The 16,195-nt window shown below is 70.8% G+C and carries 15 protein-coding genes; 7 read left to right on the top strand and 8 right to left on the bottom strand.

Features of this window, described 5'->3' with window-relative positions; all coding sequences use genetic code 11:
- Nucleotides 1-71: 71 nt before the first annotated feature.
- Nucleotides 72-1,478 carry a family 2B encapsulin nanocompartment shell protein gene (locus ABZ354_RS21135; protein WP_358658893.1) on the bottom strand — a complete coding sequence of 469 codons (1,407 nt, stop codon included), beginning with the start codon at nt 1,476-1,478 and terminating at the stop codon, nt 72-74.
- A 321-nt stretch (nt 1,479-1,799) separates the two neighbouring features.
- Here ABZ354_RS21135 and ABZ354_RS21140 point away from each other — a divergent pair, with 321 nt between their 5' ends.
- Nucleotides 1,800-2,747, top strand: coding sequence for a pyridoxal-phosphate dependent enzyme (locus tag ABZ354_RS21140; RefSeq protein ID WP_358658895.1), 948 nt, complete (start codon nt 1,800-1,802; stop codon nt 2,745-2,747).
- A 42-nt stretch (nt 2,748-2,789) separates the two neighbouring features.
- Here the strand turns inward: ABZ354_RS21140 and ABZ354_RS21145 are convergent, their stop codons facing one another.
- Nucleotides 2,790-4,385 carry a Na+/H+ antiporter gene (locus tag ABZ354_RS21145; protein ID WP_358659006.1) on the bottom strand — a complete coding sequence of 532 codons (1,596 nt, stop codon included), beginning with the start codon at nt 4,383-4,385 and terminating at the stop codon, nt 2,790-2,792.
- A gap of 60 nt (nt 4,386-4,445) precedes the next feature.
- Here ABZ354_RS21145 and ABZ354_RS21150 point away from each other — a divergent pair, with 60 nt between their 5' ends.
- The 3 genes from ABZ354_RS21150 to ABZ354_RS21160 all read left to right on the top strand — a co-directional run bounded on the left by ABZ354_RS21150 (nt 4,446) and on the right by ABZ354_RS21160 (nt 6,529).
- Complete coding sequence (locus ABZ354_RS21150; RefSeq protein WP_358658897.1) at nt 4,446-4,706, top strand: UBP-type zinc finger domain-containing protein; 261 nt, start codon at nt 4,446-4,448, stop codon at nt 4,704-4,706.
- 258 nt (nt 4,707-4,964) lie between these two features.
- Nucleotides 4,965-5,378: an anti-sigma regulatory factor gene (locus tag ABZ354_RS21155; RefSeq protein ID WP_073491347.1), complete on the top strand. Its 414-nt coding sequence runs from the start codon at nt 4,965-4,967 to the stop codon at nt 5,376-5,378.
- A 17-nt stretch (nt 5,379-5,395) separates the two neighbouring features.
- Nucleotides 5,396-6,529 (top strand): RNA polymerase sigma factor SigF, encoded by a 1,134-nt coding sequence (locus ABZ354_RS21160; RefSeq protein WP_358658899.1) that lies wholly within the window; start codon nt 5,396-5,398, stop codon nt 6,527-6,529.
- Nucleotides 6,530-6,555: 26 nt separating this feature from the next.
- Here ABZ354_RS21160 and ABZ354_RS21165 read toward each other — a convergent pair whose 3' ends face one another.
- The gene (locus tag ABZ354_RS21165) at nt 6,556-7,005 is read right to left on the bottom strand and encodes a hypothetical protein (RefSeq protein ID WP_358658901.1); all 450 of its coding nucleotides are present in this window, start codon (nt 7,003-7,005) and stop codon (nt 6,556-6,558) included.
- Between the two features lie 103 nt (nt 7,006-7,108).
- On the opposite strand from ABZ354_RS21165, the gene ABZ354_RS21170 reads away from it, so the two are divergent.
- Nucleotides 7,109-8,077 (top strand): diacylglycerol kinase family protein, encoded by a 969-nt coding sequence (locus ABZ354_RS21170; protein WP_358658903.1) that lies wholly within the window; start codon nt 7,109-7,111, stop codon nt 8,075-8,077.
- A 320-nt stretch (nt 8,078-8,397) separates the two neighbouring features.
- Nucleotides 8,398-8,655: a WhiB family transcriptional regulator gene (locus ABZ354_RS21175; RefSeq protein WP_040248489.1), complete on the top strand. Its 258-nt coding sequence runs from the start codon at nt 8,398-8,400 to the stop codon at nt 8,653-8,655.
- Nucleotides 8,656-8,871: 216 nt separating this feature from the next.
- Here the strand turns inward: ABZ354_RS21175 and ABZ354_RS21180 are convergent, their stop codons facing one another.
- A complete protein-coding gene (locus ABZ354_RS21180) occupies nt 8,872-10,338 on the bottom strand; it encodes a PAS domain-containing sensor histidine kinase (protein ID WP_358659008.1) in 1,467 nt (488 codons plus the stop codon).
- A gap of 410 nt (nt 10,339-10,748) precedes the next feature.
- Nucleotides 10,749-11,384 (bottom strand): TetR/AcrR family transcriptional regulator, encoded by a 636-nt coding sequence (locus tag ABZ354_RS21185; RefSeq protein WP_358658906.1) that lies wholly within the window; start codon nt 11,382-11,384, stop codon nt 10,749-10,751.
- A gap of 338 nt (nt 11,385-11,722) precedes the next feature.
- On the opposite strand from ABZ354_RS21185, the gene nagB reads away from it, so the two are divergent.
- A complete protein-coding gene (gene nagB / locus ABZ354_RS21190) occupies nt 11,723-12,508 on the top strand; it encodes a glucosamine-6-phosphate deaminase (RefSeq protein WP_358658908.1) in 786 nt (261 codons plus the stop codon).
- A gap of 270 nt (nt 12,509-12,778) precedes the next feature.
- Here nagB and ABZ354_RS21195 read toward each other — a convergent pair whose 3' ends face one another.
- Genes ABZ354_RS21195 through ABZ354_RS21205 form a run of 3 tightly spaced genes read right to left on the bottom strand, consistent with a single transcriptional unit; the run spans nt 12,779 to nt 16,118 of the window.
- On the bottom strand, nt 12,779-14,296 hold the full coding sequence (locus ABZ354_RS21195) for a glycoside hydrolase family 3 protein (RefSeq protein WP_358658910.1): 1,518 nt from the start codon (nt 14,294-14,296) through the stop codon (nt 12,779-12,781).
- A gap of 8 nt (nt 14,297-14,304) precedes the next feature.
- Nucleotides 14,305-15,135: a carbohydrate ABC transporter permease gene (locus tag ABZ354_RS21200; protein ID WP_358658912.1), complete on the bottom strand. Its 831-nt coding sequence runs from the start codon at nt 15,133-15,135 to the stop codon at nt 14,305-14,307.
- A complete protein-coding gene (locus tag ABZ354_RS21205; RefSeq protein ID WP_358658914.1) occupies nt 15,132-16,118 on the bottom strand; it encodes a sugar ABC transporter permease in 987 nt (328 codons plus the stop codon). Before ABZ354_RS21205 ends, ABZ354_RS21200 begins: the two co-directional genes overlap by 4 nt.
- Nucleotides 16,119-16,195 lie beyond the last annotated feature (77 nt).

Raw genomic sequence — 16,195 nt, forward strand, 5'->3', positions numbered from 1 at the left:
GCCTGCCGCCACCGCGTGGATGCCCCGGGCGTGCCCCCGCCCCGGAGGACGGGGGGCCGCCTCGGGCAAGGTCACTGCCAGCGGCCGATCTCGACGTTTTCCAGGACGCCGAGCGCGTCCGGCACCAGCACCGCCGCCGAGTAGTAGGCCGTCACCAGGTACTTGATGACGGCCTGCTCATTGATGCCCATGAACCGCACCGACAGGCTGGGCTCGATCTCGTCGGGCACGCCCTTGGCGCGCAGCCCGACGACGCCCTGGTCCGCCTCCCCGGTACGCATCGCGATGATCGACGACGTACGCGCCTCGCTGACCGGGATCTTGTTGCACGGGTAGATCGGGACACCGCGCCAGGTCGGGATGCGGTTGCCGGCGACGTCGATCGTCTCCGGGACGAGTCCGCGTTTGTTGAGCTCACGGCCGAACGCGGCGATCGCGCGCGGGTGGGCCAGGAGCAGCTTGGTGCCGCGGCGCCTGCTGAGCAGCTCGTCCATGTCGTCCGGGCTCGGCACCCCGTCATGCGGCTGGATGCGCTGGTCGTACTCGCAGTTGTGCATGAGCCCGAAGTCCCGGTTGTTGACGAGCTCGTGCTCCTGGCGCTCCTTCAGCGCCTCCACGGTGAGCCGTAACTGCTGCTCGGTCTGGTTCATGGGCTGGTTGTAGAGGTCGGCCACGCGCGTGTGCACCCGCAGTACGGTTTGGGCGACGCTCAGTTCGTACTCCCGCGGGCTGGCCTCGTAGTCGACGAACGTGTGCGGGATGTCCGGCTCGCCGGAGTGGCCGGCGGCCAGGGCGATCTCCTGCTCGCCGTACCTGTTGGTGCGCTGCCCTGGGATCGGGCGCTGCCCGTCGATGTGAACCCGTAGGGACTCCGAGCGTTCCGCGACCTGTTCGACGTCTTCCCGGGGCAGTACGAGGACCGTGCAGGCCGTGACCGCGCGGGCCGTGTAGTCCCAGATGGCGTCCGCGTCGAGCAGCGCGCGGTCACCGAAGTAGGCGCCGTCGGCGAGGACTCCCAGGACCGCTTCGTCGCCGTACGGACCGGTGCCGGTCTTCTCCACCCTGCCGTGCGCGAGGAGGAACACCTCGTCGGTCCGGCTGCCGAACGAGGCGATCACCTCGCCCGGGGCGAACTGCTGCTGCCGGCAGCGCCGGGCCAGTTCCGACAGCACCTCGAGATCCTCGTACGACCGCAGTGCGGGCAGTTCACCCAGTTCGGCGGGGATGACCTCGACGTGGTCACCCGTTTTCACGAAGGTGATCCGACCGTCCCCCACGGCATGGGTCAGTCGCCGGTTCACTCGGTACGTGCCGCCCTGCACGTCGACCCAAGGCAGCGTGCGCAGCAGCCAGCGGGAGCTGATCTCCTGCATCTGAGGCACGGACTTGGTCGTGGTGGCCAGGTTTCGCGCCGCCGCCGTACCAAGGCTCTGCTGCGCCCTGGACTCCTCGGCGTGAACCTCTTCGCCTACCGACATAAAGAATTGCCCTTCTCGGTCGTGCTCCGGCGCGGCATGCGCCATGCATCACTGTGCGTGACAGCCTTTCATCACTCGGAGTGATCGTGCTATTACACGAATGAGCGGGATTGGATTAGTCACCGCCGGGGAAGTGCTGACGTTTCCCCGCTGTCCGGACCGACTCACGGTCACCGGTCGCCGCGTCGACGGTCCGACCTGGCGACTTTCCGTCGAAACCTGTCAGAAGCGGTCTCGCAGTGCGGCGCGCACGTCGTCGGCCGCCGCGTCCTCGGCCGCCCGCACCGCGGTCGGCGCCCGCACCGGGGGACAATGACGCCCATGCGCAGCTCCGACGTCCGCCGCGGTGGCCCCGACGGCCCCGAGACGGCCCCTACGCCCGCCCTCACCACCCTGCGCCCCCGGCTGCCCTCGCCCCTGCAGGAGGTGCTGGACGCCCGCTTCGAGCGGCACGGCGTACGGCTGCTGCTGAAGCGGGACGACCTGATCCACCCGGAGCTGATCGGCAACAAGTGGCGCAAGCTGGCGCCCAACCTCGCGGCGGCGGCCGGCCGTACCGTCGTCACCTTCGGCGGCGCCTACTCCAACCACCTCAGGGCCACGGCAGCCGCCGGGCGGCTGCTCGGCCTGTCCACGGTCGGTGTGGTGCGCGGCCACGAACTGGCCGACCGCCCCCTCAACCCCTCGCTGGCGCGCTGCGCCGCCGACGGTATGCGGCTGCTTTTCGTCGACAGATCGACGTACCGCCGCAAGACCGAGCCGGAGGTGCTGGCAGCCGTCCTGCGCGCGGCGGACGCCGGCGGCGCGTACGTGGTCCCCGAGGGCGGCAGCAATCATCTCGCCGCGCGCGGCTGCCGCGCTCTGGGCGCGGAACTGGCCGGCCGCGCCGACGTCGCCGCGGTCGCCTGCGGCACCGGCGGCACACTGGCCGGGCTCGCCGCCGGACTGCCGCACGGCAGCCGCGCGCTCGGGATACCGGTCCTCAGGGGCGGCTGCCTCGGCCCGGACATCGAGGCCCTCCAGGAGCGCGCCTTCGGCGGCATCAGCGGCTCGTGGTCCCTGGACGAGCGCTTCCACTTCGGCGGTTACGCCCGTACCACCCCCGCACTCGACTCCTTCGCGGCCGACTTCGAACAGCGCCACGGCCTGCCCGTGGAACGTTTCTATGTCGCCAAGTTGCTGTATGGCCTTGTCGCTCTGGCAGACGAGGGCGCCTTCCCGCGCGGGACCGCTCTGGCGGCCGTGATCACCGGCCGTCCCTTCCCCTGACCGCCCCTTCCCCGGAGCGTTCGTCCTCCGTACGCGGGGCGCTCACCGCGCCTCCCGGTACGCCGCCGCCTCCTCCAGGTCCAGCCTGCGCAGCAGCGTCCGCAGCATCTCGTCGTCGATGTAGCGGCCGTCCCGAAGCGTGACGAACACCTCGCGTTCGGCGCCGATCATCTCGCCCGCGAGCCGCCGGTAGGTGTCGTCGACGCTTTCGCCGGTGACGGGGTTGACCTGGCCGAGACGCTCCCAGACGGCGTCACGGCGCCGCTCCAGGGCCGCACGCAGCCGGTCGGCGAGCGGCCCCGGCAGGAAGTTGCGCTCTTCGGCGAGGAGCTCGTCCAGGCGCCGCTCGGCCGCCCGGGAGGCCTGCGCCTGGGCGTTCCCCTCGGCGAGGGTCTCGGCCCGCCGGTCGCGTGCGGGGAACTTCAGCAGCCGGATCAGCGGGGGCAGCGTCAGCCCTTGCACGACGAGGGTGCCGATGACCGTCGTGAAGGTCAGGAACAGGATGAGGTTGCGTTGCGGGAAGGGCTCGCCGCCGTGCACGGTGAGCGGGATGGAGAAGGCGATGGCGAGGGACACCACCCCCCGCATGCCGGCCCACGAGGTGACGGCCGGCCCCCTCCAGGTGGGGTCCTCCTCCCGCTCGCGGATCCGCGCCGACAGCATCCGCGGCAGGAACACGGCCGGGTAGACCCATACGAACCGCACCGCCACGACCACCAGGAAGACGACGAGCGCGTACCGGGCGGCGTCGGCTCCCGCGTACTCGTCGAGTTCGCCGGCCACGACCGGGAGTTGCAGCCCGATGAGCGCGAACACGCTCGACTCCAGGACGAACGCGACCATCTTCCACACGGCGTCCTCCTGGAGCCGGGTGGCGAAATCGACCTCCCACGCGCGGTGCCCGAGCCGGAGCGCGACGACCACCACGGCGAGGACGCCCGAGGCGTGCACCTGCTCGGCCGCCGCGTAGGCGACGAACGGGATCAGCAGGGACAGCGTGTTCTTCAGCAGGGCTTCACGCACGTGCGTGCGCAGCCAGTGGATCGGCAGCATGAGCACCAGCCCGACGCCGACCCCGCCGAACGCCGCGACCAGGAACTCGGTGATGCCGCCGCCCCAGGTGGCGCCCTCGCCGACGGCCGCCGCCAGCGCGACCTTGTACGCGGTGATGGCGGTGGCGTCGTTCAGCAGCGACTCGCCCTGCAGCACGGTCGTGATCCGCGAGGGCAGCCCCACGCGGCGTGCCACCGCCGTCGCCGCGACCGCGTCCGGCGGTGCCACCACCGCGCCGAACACCAGCGCCGCCGGCAGTGGCAGGTCGGGCACGATCAGGTACAGGGCCCAGCCGACGGCGAAGGTCGCGAACAGCACGTAGCCCACGGACAGCAGCGCCACCGGGCGGATCTGCGCCCGCAGGTCGAGATACGAACTGTCGGTGGCCGCCAGGTGCAGCAGCGGGGGCAGCAGCAGCGGCAGTACGACGTGCGGGTCGAGGGCGTAGTCCGGCACGCCCGGCAGATAGCTGACCGCGAGGCCGACCGCGACCAGCAGCAGCGGGGCGGGGACCGGGGTGCGCCGGCCGGCCGCGGCGACCGCCGCACTGCCCGCCACCAGCAACAGCAGCGGCATCACGTCCATCGTCTCGCCCACCCTCTTTTTCCGCGCAGCCCGGCGCACAACCGTCGTAACCTGGCCATCATGAAACAGTGCACGCACACCGACGCGCTGCCCGACCCGGAACCCGAGGCGTTGACCGAGACATGTCCGGAGTGCCTCGCGGAAGACACCCATCCGGTTCAGCTGCGGTTGTGCCTGACCTGCGGTCACGTCGGATGCTGCGACTCCTCGCCGGGACGGCACGCCGCCAGGCACCACCGCGAGTCCGGCCATCCGGTGGCGCGGACATTCGAGCCGGGCGAGGACTGGCGCTGGTGCTTCGTCGATCACGTACTGGTGTGAAGTGGATCATTACACGCCGGGACGGTTCGACCCTTGGACGTCTGGGTACGTCAAAGCGGCGCGCGCTCTTCCCAATTGGGCCCGCACACCCCTAGCCACGGAGCGTATTCATAGTTTTACTATGAGTGACGGCAAGGGGTTGGGGTCCCGGGGACAGCGGAGTTCGGAGCGCGATAGCGTCACCGCTGAACCGCGTATCGCGTTGTCCCGGGGGGCGACCCTCGGCCCTGTAATGCTTGTACCACCATGGAGGTGAGGGTGTCCCAGATCGCAGGCGAGCCCGCGACCCAGGACTTCGTCGAAGTCCGGCTGCCGGCCGCGGGTGCCTACCTGTCGGTGCTGCGTACGGCCACGGCCGGTCTCGCGGCCCGTTTGGACTTCACCCTCGACGAGATCGAGGACTTGCGCATCGCCGTCGACGAGGCCTGCGCGATCCTGCTGCAGCAGGCCGTGCCCGGCTCGGTGCTCAGTTGTGTCTTCCGGCTGGTCGACGACTCTCTCGAGGTCACCGTCTCGGCCCCGACCACGGACGGCCACGCGCCCGCCCGCGACACCTTCGCGTGGACGGTGCTGTCCGCGCTCGCGGGCAAGGTCTCCTCCGCCGTGGACGAGGACAGAACCGTTTCGATCAGCCTCTACAAACAGCGCGGCGCGGGACCCGGGCCGGCGTGAGGAACGGGGACGGGCCGGTGCGGGACGAAGAGCGCGGCACACGGGAGCTGTCGGCCGGGGGTTCGGCCGAGGGCAGCGCGAGCGCATCCCGGCGCATGGACGGCATCGACGGCATTCCCGAGCAGGCCAGGCCGCATCCGGAGGACGAGGCCGGCTGGGCCGTCCTGCCGGGCGACGGGCGGGAAGGCCGGGACGGCGCCGCGCAGAGTGCGCCTCCGGACGGGCGGACCGGGGTCTCGCCCGCCCAGGACGGGCCCCCCACGCGCGCGAGGTCGCGGGCGGGGAAGGAGGCGGGGGCGCCGGGAAGGGCGACGGGCGGGACGATGAGCGAGCACGAGCGAAACTCCGAGGGAGACGGGCTGAGCGTGCCCAGGACGCAGGGCACGCGGCACGACCCGCAGGACCGCAGCGGGGCGCGGGCCCTGTTCCTGGAGCTGCGCACGCTGCCGGACGGCAGCCCGGAGTACGCGGAACTGCGCAACCGGCTGGTCCGCATGCACCTGCCGCTCGTCGAGCACCTGGCACGCCGCTTCCGCAACCGCGGCGAGCCCCTGGACGATCTCACACAGGTCGCCACGATCGGCCTCATCAAGTCGGTCGACCGTTTCGACCCGGACCGCGGCGTGGAGTTCTCGACGTACGCGACCCCGACGGTCGTCGGCGAGATCAAGCGGCACTTCCGCGACAAGGGCTGGGCGGTGCGCGTGCCGCGTCGGCTCCAGGAGCTGCGGCTCGCGCTGACGACGGCGACGGCGGAGCTGTCCCAGCAGCACGGTCGCTCCCCGACGGTGCACGAGCTGGCCGAGAGGCTGGCGATCTCGGAGGAAGAGGTCCTGGAGGGCCTGGAGTCGGCCAACGCGTACTCCACGCTGTCCCTGGACGTCCCCGACACCGACGACGAGTCCCCGGCCGTGGCCGACACCCTCGGCGCGGAGGACGAGGCGCTGGAGGGCGTCGAGTACCGCGAGTCCCTCAAGCCTCTGCTGGAGGACCTGCCGCCGCGCGAGAAGCGCATCCTGCTGCTGCGTTTCTTCGGCAACATGACGCAGTCGCAGATCGCGCAGGAGGTGGGGATCTCCCAGATGCACGTGTCCCGGCTGCTGGCCCGCACGCTGGCCCAGCTGCGCGAGAAGCTGCTGGTGGAGGAGTAGGACACCCGAAAGCGCCCCGGGCGGAGCTACCGCTCGCCGTCCTGGGCGCCGGCCGGGCCCTTGATGCCGAGAGCCCGGGTCGTCTCCGGATTGACCAGCAGCACCAGCGCGGCGACCGCGACGACCGCCAGGGCGATGCCCGCGGGGATCGCGACGCTGTCGGCGCGCAGCAGGTTGTAGGCCACGGGCAGGGCCATCAGCTGCGTCACCACGGCCGGCCCCCGGCTCCAGCTGCGCCGGTTCATGAGGCCGCGGGAGGCGAGCAGCGGCAGCAGCGAGATCAGCAACACCGTGACTCCCCCGGTGACGGCCTGCTGCCGGTCGGAGGGGTGGCCCGTCGCGCCGAGGACAACCATCCAGACCCCGCCGACCAGCAACGCCAGCCCTTCCAGGCCGACGAGTGCGGCGGCGTACGTCAGGCGGGGCGGGCGGGGGGCGCCGTCTTCGGGGGTCGTGGAGATCTGCTCGCTGGTCACCCCTGCAGGGTAGACCCCGCCGTCCGGGACCCCGCCGAGGGTCCATGACCGGATCCGCCCCTCGGTATGGGCCGGGTACCCCCCAGTAGGTACGCTGCACCCCATGCGTGCTCTTCTCGTGGTCAATCCGGCGGCAACCACCACAAGTGCGCGCACCCGCGACGTACTGATCCACGCGCTCGCCAGCGAGATGAAGCTGGACGCGGTCACCACCGAGTACCGGGGCCACGCGCGTGACCTGGGCCGGCAGGCCGCGGACAGCGCGGACGTCGACCTGGTCGTGGCCCTCGGCGGCGACGGAACGGTCAACGAGGTCGTCAACGGCCTGCTGCACGCCGGCCCGGCCCCGGAGCGCCTGCCCGGCCTCGCGGTGGTCCCCGGCGGCTCCACCAATGTCTTCGCCCGCGCCCTCGGCCTGCCGAACGACGCCGTGGAGGCGACCGGCGCTCTGCTGGACGCGCTGCGCGAGGGCCGCGAGCGGACGGTCGGCCTGGGCCTGACCTCGGGTACGCCGGGCACGCCGGACGAGGGGGTGCCCGGCCGCTGGTTCACCTTCAACGCCGGGCTCGGCTTCGACGCCGGCGTGGTGGGGCGCGTGGAGCAGCAGCGGGAGCGCGGCAAGAAGTCGACGCACCCCCTCTATGTGCGCCAGGTGGTACGCCAGCTGTTCGGCGAGCCGAACCGACGACACGGTCTGATCACGCTGGAGCGGGACGGCGAGGAGCCGGTGTCCGATCTGGTGGTGTCCATAGCCTCGAACACCTCTCCGTGGACGTTTCTGGGGAATCGCCCGATCTACGCGTCACCTAAGGCCTCGTTCGACACGGGCCTCGACGTCTTCGGCCTGACGCGGCTTTCCGCTGGTGCGGTTGCCCGGTATGGCACCCAGTTGCTCACTTCGTCCCCGGAGCGAGGACCGCACGGGAAGCACGCGGTCTCGCTGCACGATCAGACCCGGTTTACCTTGCATTCGAAGGCCCCGCTCCCCCTCCAGATGGACGGTGACCACCTGGGGCTGCGTACGAGCGTGACGTTCACAGGTGTACGCCGTGCACTGCGTGTGATTGTGTGAGCAGAAAAGGCCAAAGTCCTTTCACTCGAACGTTTAGGCCAGGGTCCACCCCATGGAAGTACGGCTGTGACTCAGTCGACACCGAAGAATCAAAAAAAACTTTCCTGAAGGGGTTGTGCCCGCCGCTGAGGTTTGCGAGTCTCTACATGGCGATCGGGACAGCCCGCAACACCGGCATCCACAGATCACCAGAATCCCTCTTCAAACCCAAGGACCCCACCAGGCAACCTGGCGGTCGGCCCTTCCATTGTTGAGGGATTCGTGAAAGCGTTCACATTCACAAGCATCCCTGCATGTAAGACCAAGGAGAGGTAGCAGCCATGGACTGGCGTCACAACGCCGTTTGCCGCGAGGAAGACCCCGAGCTCTTCTTCCCCATCGGCAACACCGGTCCTGCGCTGCTGCAGATCGAGGAAGCCAAGGCCGTCTGCCGTCGCTGCCCGGTTGTGGAGCAGTGTCTGCAGTGGGCGCTCGAGTCCGGCCAGGACTCCGGCGTCTGGGGTGGTCTCAGCGAGGACGAGCGCCGTGCGATGAAGCGCCGCGCCGCCCGCAACCGGGCTCGTCAGGCTTCCGCCTGACCTACCCACCCCGCTAACAGCCTGAGCTTGGCGGCGCGTACAGCGAGTACGCATCTCCCGCCCCCGAGCCGCAGCGCGCAGAACCCCCGATGCTCCCCAAGCTCTCGAATTCGCTCGAGCAGGGGGGACCCACATCGCGCTTGCACAGCAAGCAAAGAGTTTTGAGCCCCGGACCACCACGTGGTCCGGGGCTCACTGCTGTTCTGGCCGGTCCGGTTATTTGTCCGTGGGCACGGGGATGTCGAGAATGACCTGCGTTCCGCGCGCCGGCGCGGGGACCATGTCGAACGTTCCGCCCAACTCCCCCTCCACCAGCGTCCGTACGATTTGCAGACCGAGGTTGCCCGCGCGGTGCGGGTCGAAGCCCTCGGGCAGACCGACGCCGTCGTCCTGGACGGTGACGAGCAGACGGGCTTCCTTCGTGGTGCCGCCGCGGATCGCGGAGACCTCGACCGTGCCGGTGTCGCCCTGTCGGAAGCCGTGCTCCAGCGCGTTCTGGAGGATCTCGGTCAGCACCATCGACAGGGGCGTGGCGATCTCGGCGTCGAGTATGCCGAAGCGTCCGGTGCGCCGGCCGGTGACCTTGCCGGGCGAGATCTCGGCGACCATCGCGAGGACGCGGTCGGCGATCTCGTCGAACTCCACGCGCTCGTCCAGATTCTGAGACAGCGTCTCGTGGACGATCGCGATCGAGCCGACTCTGCGGACCGCCTCCTCGAGGGCTTCGCGACCGCGCTCGGACTCGATGCGGCGGGCTTGGAGGCGGAGCAGGGCGGCGACCGTCTGAAGGTTGTTCTTCACCCGGTGGTGAATCTCCCGGATGGTGGCGTCCTTGGTGATCAACTCTCGCTCGCGGCGGCGCAGTTCGGTCACGTCGCGGAGCAGGACCAGCGAACCGATGCGCGGGCCCTTGGGCTTGAGGGGGATCGCGCGGAACTGGATCACGCCCTCGGCTGACTCGATCTCGAATTCCCGGGGCGCCCAGCCGCTGGCGACCTTGGCGAGCGCCTCGTCCACCGGGCCCCGTGACGGGGCGAGTTCGGCCGTCGTCTCCCCGAGGTGCTGGCCGACGAGGTCGGCGGCGAGGCCGAGGCGGTGGTAGGCGGACAGCGCGTTCGGGGAGGCGTACTGGACGAGGCCGTCCGCGTCCAGTCTGATCAGGCCGTCGCCGACGCGGGGCGAGGCGTCCATGTCGACCTGCTGGTTGGCGAACGGGAAGGCGCCGGCGGCGATCATCTGGGCGAGGTCGGAGGCGCTCTGGAGGTACGTGAGCTCCAGGCGGCTGGGGGTGCGGACGGTGAGGAGGTTGGTGTTGCGCGCGATGACGCCGAGGACGCGGCCCTCGCGCCGTACCGGGATCGACTCGACGCGGACGGGGACCTCCTCGCGCCACTCGGGGTCGCCCTCGCGCACGATGCGGCCCTCGTCGAGGGCGGCGTCCAGCATGGGGCGACGCCCGCGCGGGACGAGGTGACCCACCATGTCGTCCTGGTAGGACGTCGGGCCGGTGTTGGGGCGCATCTGGGCGACCGAGACGTAGCGGGTGCCGTCGCGGGTGGGGACCCACAGGACCAGGTCGGCGAAGGAGAGGTCGGAGAGCAGCTGCCACTCCGAGACCAGCAGGTGCAGCCACTCGAGATCGGAGTCGTCGAGGCCGGTGTGCTGGCGTACGAGTTCGTTCATGGAGGGCACGAGTGCGAGCGTACCTGGCGGTTCGGACACGGCTCGAGAGCAGCCGCTCGGAGAGGTCCCGCGGCCGTGCGCGGGACCGGAGACACCCGCGGGCCGCGGCGCTGGGAGGGACCCTCAACCCTCCCGGCACCGCAGCCCGGAGCAATATCGGCCGTGGGGTGTGCGGTCCCGGTCGGCCGAAGGATGAGGAGCCGGGGCAGTCAGGGCAGAGAGCTCCGGTCCTCGGTCCGCCCTCCTGTGCGGGGAGAGCGGAAGCCTTGCGTTCACCTCGTGTGAGTGCCTCTGCGAACATTGTGGACTAGACCACTGCCCGTGTCCACGTGTCGGAGAGCGTTTGTTGCCGCCTCGGTCCGCCGGCCTGCCGGACGCCCCAGCACCCGGCAAAGCCTAACCCTGTCGGCTCACACACGGGGCCAGATGGACAGGGCAATTTCGGCGAGCTCCTCCAGCTCCGCACGGCTCGCGCCGTCGCGCGCCTGCTGGGACATGCCCTGCATCACGGCGGCGGTGTGGCGGGCGAGCGCCGCCGAGGCCGTGCTCCGAGGGAGGAGACCGGCTGTCACGTCGGCTTTTATGCGGCTCTCGAACGCGGCGATGTTCGCGTTGCGCCGCCGCCTCAGGGCCGCCTCGACCTCGGGGGTCGAGCAGTTGACGGCGGCGTGGATGACGAGGCAGCCGTGCGGACGGCCGGGTTCGGTGTAGGCGACGGCGGCCTCGCGCAGTGTGCGCTCGACCGAGGCTCGAGCGGTGGACTCCTCCGCGAGGGCGCGATCGGCGAAGGAGCCGTACGTCGCGCCGTACTCGTGCACGACCTCTTCGAAGAGAGACCGCTTGTCGCCGAAGGCCGCGTAGAGGCTCGGCGCGCCGATGTCCATGACTCGGGTGAGGTCGGAGACGGAGGTCGCCTCATAGCCGTGCTCCCAGAAGGCCATGAGGGCCTTCTCCAGGGCGGTGGCCCGGTCGAAGGAACGGGGGCGCCCCCGGGCCCGGCGCCCGGTCGCCGTCGCCGTGCCGGTCTTCTCGCTGCTGCTCGCCATGGAATGGATTTTATAGCGAGCGCTAGAGAAATGTCGGTGGGTTGTTGTACGGGCTTTTCTGTAGCGACCGTTAGGCAAATGCGGATCGTGGAGCTTCGGCTTCGGCTCGTGGCACCCGGGGCGATCCGCAGGCAGTACGGCCCCGTCCTGCGGGCAGGGGTGTGGCGGTCCGGCGCCCGCCGTCAGGTGGGCGCCGCGGGCGCCGCACCCGTGTCCGGTCGCGGGGCCGCGGGAGGCCGGGAACCCTGGGAGGAGGGAGCCGGCTCTGTTAGATTGGTCTAAACCACACAGCCCCTACGGGTCCAGTTGAGTCCCCATCTTCAGATCGGCAGGCCAGCGTGGAAGTTGTCATCGTTCCGGACGCGAAGGCCGGCGGCGAGCTGGTCGCCGAAGCCATGGCGCAGCTCCTCCGTCGCAGGCCCGGCGCCCTGCTCGGCGTGGCCACGGGGTCGACTCCGCTGCCCGTGTACGAGGCGCTGGCCGCGAAGACGCGGTCCGGGGCCGTGGACACCTCCCGGGCCCGGATCGCCCAGCTCGACGAGTACGTGGGGCTGCCTGCGGACCACCCGGAGTCGTACCGCTCGGTGTTGCGGCGCGAGGTGCTGGAGCCCCTCGGCATCGGCATGGACCAGTTCCTCGGTCCGGACGGTACGGCCGAGGACGTGCCGGGGGCGTGCGAGGCGTACGACCGGGTGCTCGCCGAGGCCGGAGGGGTCGACCTCCAGCTGCTCGGGATAGGTACCGACGGGCACATCGGGTTCAACGAACCGTGCTCGTCACTGGCCTCACGCACCCGGATCAAGACACTGACCGAGCAGACCCGGGTGGACAACGCGCGCTTCTTCGACGGCGACATCGCACAGGTGCCGCACCACGTCATCACGCAGGGCATCGGGACGATCCTGGAGGCCCGGCACCTGGTGCTGCTGGCCACCGGGGAGGGCAAGGCCGACGCGGTCGCGGCGACCGTCGAGGGGCCGGTCGCCGCGGTCTGCCCGGCGTCGGCGCTGCAGCTCCATCCGCACGCGACGGTCGTCGTCGACGAGGCCGCCGCGAGCAAGCTGAAGCTGGCGGGCTACTTCCGGCACACGTACGTCAACAAGCCGGACTGGCAGGGGATCTGACGGCTCCGGCCGGGTGACGGAGGGTGTCGGGTCCCGGATCGGCGCCTTCGGCCTGCGAGAGGCCCTCGAGGGCCCGCGAGGGGCCCGCGGTGGGGTTCCGGGGCGGCCAGGCTCGAGCGGGGCGGATCGGTCCACACCGGCTCGCCCGGCTCGGGCCGGACGGGTTACGGGAGTTCCCGGGCCGTCCGCCGGTCTCTGTGCAGCAGGCGCCGCCCCCTCCGCGGGAACGGCGCCTCTGTCGGTGTGAGCCGAGCGGGATCGGCGGTGGTGTCAGGTGCCCGTGAGGGTCTCCGCCGCTGCTCTGCCGCAGACTCGGGCTGCGCCGTGGGTGGCGATATGGAGGGCGCCGCGCGGGGTGGCCTGGGGCACGCCCATCTCGACCACCACCGTGTCGGGGCGGGCCGCCAGCAGGGTGTCGAGGGCCGTCGCCATCCAGGGGTGGCGGTGCTCGTCGCGGACGACGGCCACGATGCGGCGGGCTCCGGCCGCCGCCAGCGCGTCGTGCCCGGCGTCCGGCCCGGCGAAGCTGCCCGTTTCGGTGCCGGGGAGCAGGCGGGACAGCTCCGCCGCCACGCCCCAGGGCGTCTCGTCGCCGACGGCGATGTTGGCGACGGGGGTGAGGGCGGCCACGTACGGCGCCTCGGTGAGGGGGGTGAAGTCGTCGGCGCCCGTGACGGTGAGCGCCCGGCGGGCCGCGCGCAGGCCGACGAGGGCGTCAGTGGGGCCGCCGGTCGCCGTTCTCCTTCCGTCCCGTGCCCCGCCGTCGGCGGCTCCCGCCTCGGCTGTCCAGCGGGCCAGGCGGCGTACGCGTGCCGCCGCGTCCGCGAGGCGTTCCTCCGGGAGTTCGCCGGTGCGGACGGCGTCCACGAGGGCGTCGCGGAGGCGGCGTACCGTCTCGTCGTCGGCGAGGCCGCCGCCCACACAGATGGCGTCGGCGCCGGCCGCGACGGCGAGGACGCTGCCGCGTTCGATGCCGTAGGTGGCGGAGATGGCCTGCATTTCCATGCCGTCGGTGACGATGAGGCCGTCGTAGCCGAGTTCGCCGCGCAGCAGGTCGGTGAGGATGCGGCGGGAGAGGGTGGCCGGGCGGTCCGGGTCGAGGGCGGGGACGAGGATGTGGGCGCTCATCACCGCGCGGGTTCCGGCGGCGATGGCGGCCCGGAACGGGGCGAGTTCGCGGCCGGTGAGGACGGAGGCGTCCGCGTCGATGCGCGGCAGCGCGTGGTGGGAGTCGACCGCGGTGTCGCCGTGGCCCGGGAAGTGCTTCGTGCAGGCGGCGACGCCCACCGACTGCAGGCCGCTGACGTAGGCGGCGGTGTGCCGGGCGACCAGGGCCGGGTCGGCGCCGAAGGAGCGGACCCCGATGACCGGGTTGCGGGGGTTGGAGTTGACGTCGGCGGAGGGGGCCCAGTTGAAGTTGACGCCGCAGGCGGCCAGGCGGCGGCCGAGTTCGGCGGCCACGTCCCGCGTCAGCTCCACGTCGTCCACTGCGCCCAGGGCGTGGTTGCCGGGGAAGGAGGAGCCGGTCCGTACCTCCAGGCGGGTGACGTCACCGCCCTCCTCGTCGATGGCGACCAGGACGTCGTCCCGCTCGGAGCGCAGCTGGGCGGTCAGGGCGGCCAGTTGGGCGGGCGAGGCGATGTTGCGGCCGAACAGTCCGACCGAGGCGAGGCCCTCGCCGAGCCGCCGCAGCAGCCAGTCGGGGGCGGTGGTCCCGGTGAAGCCGGGCTGGAGGACCGTCAGCGCGTCGCGCGTGAGGGTGCCGGTACCGCTGGCGAATGTCGTCATCGGGTGCGTTATCCCTTCACGGCGCCGGCGGTCAGGCCACTGACGGCCTTGCGCTGGAGGAAGACGAAGAGGACCAGGATCGGGACGGCGAAGAGGGAGGAGGCCGCCATGGTGGCGCCCCAGTCGTCGCCGAAGGCGGTGCGGAAGCTGGACACCCACAGTGGCAGGGTCTGGGCCCCGGCGTCCTTGTTGAGGACCAGGACGAGGGCGAACTCGTTCCAGGCGGTGATGAAGCCGAACAGCGAGGTGGACATCAGGCCCGGTGCGAGCAGCGGCAGGATGACCTTGCGGAACGCGGTGACGCGGGTGCAGCCGTCGACCATCGCCGCCTCCTCGAGCTCCCTGGGCACGGCGGCGACGAAGCTGCGCAGCGTCAGGACGGTGAAGGGCAGGATCATCATCATGTAGAAGATGGTCAGCGGTACCAGGCTGTTCAGCATGGAGGCGTCCCGCACGATCATGTAGATCGCGATGACCATCACTTCCCAGGGCGCCATCTGGGCCAGCATGAAGCCGACGATGAAGCCGCGCCGCCCCCTGAAACGCATCCGCGCCAGGGCGAAGGAGCCGGCCAGCGCGATGACCAGGGAGAAGACGACCGCGCACACGGTGACGATCAGCGAGTTGGAGACGTACGTCCAGAAGTGGTCGACGCCGGTCGCGGTGCCGAAGTGCTCGAAGGTGATGTCGGTCGGGAACCAGACGGGGTCCTCGGAGAGGATGTCGCCGGTCGGTTTGAGTGCCGTGGAGAACATCCAGTACACGGGGAAGACGAAGACGGCGAACAGGACGACGGCCGTGGCGTTGGGCCACAGGCGGCCGAAGAGTGAGCGGTTCACAGCTCGTCCTCCTCTTGCTTGAGCACGATCCTGAGGTAGTAGGCGGTCAGGCCGAGCAGGATCAGGATGGTCAGGACGGCGATCGCCGCGCCCATGCCGTAGTGCTGGTTGCCGACGCCCTCGATGTAGGCGTAGACGGGCAGGATCTCGGTGAGTCGGTCGGGGCCGCCGCCGTTGATGGTGAAGACCTGCACGAACGCCTTGAAGACCCAGATGATCTCCAGGAAGGTCGTGGCGTACAGGAAGGGCCGCAGGAAGGGCAGGGTGACCGTGGTGAAGCTCTGCCACGCGCCCGCGCCGTCCAGGGCCGCGGCCTCGTACAGCTCGCCGGGGATGGTGGTGGTCGCCGCGTAGAGGTTGATCGCGACGAACGGGATGGACATCCACACGATGAGCAGGGTGACGACGAAGAACGTCGACATCTGGCTGCTGGTCCAGCTGTAGTCGGCCATCGCGTGCCAGCCGAGCCTGTCCAGCACCCAGTTGACGACGCCGAAGCGCTGGGCGAACAGCCACTGGTAGACGGTGCTGGCGGCGACCACCGGCATGGCCCAGGCCAGGACCAGGCCGAGCAGCAGCGTCAGCCGCATCCGCTTGCCGAGGCGGGCGAGCAGCAGGCCGACCAGCGTGCCGAGCACCATGATGAGGACGACGTTGACCGCCGTGAACAGGATCGAGCGGAGGGTGACGCGCCAGAAGTCCTCGCCGGTGAGGGCTTCCCTGTAGTTGTCGAGGCCGTTCCACTCGGTGGCGTGCTGGATCAGCTGCGCCATGTTGAGGTTCTGGAACGACAGCAGCACGTCCTTCAGCAGCGGCCAGCCGAGCAGCAGCACGGAGGCCGCGCAGGCGGGCAGCAGCAGGAGGTACGGGGCGAGGGCGCCGGCGCGCGACGCTGCCCGGGGTGTGGGGCGGCCGGCTTCCCCGCTGTCCGCCTTGCGGACGTCCGCCGGGCCGGAGGGCGGCCGTTCGGTCTGCACGGTCATGCTCGCGATCTCTCTACTCGACCTGAGTACGGTCTTGCGACATGCGTACCGGCGCCGGGGCGGGACCGCGTCACACG

Source organism: Streptomyces sp. NPDC005925 (assembly GCF_040638805.1).
Classification (GTDB): Bacteria; Actinomycetota; Actinomycetes; order Streptomycetales; family Streptomycetaceae; genus Streptomyces.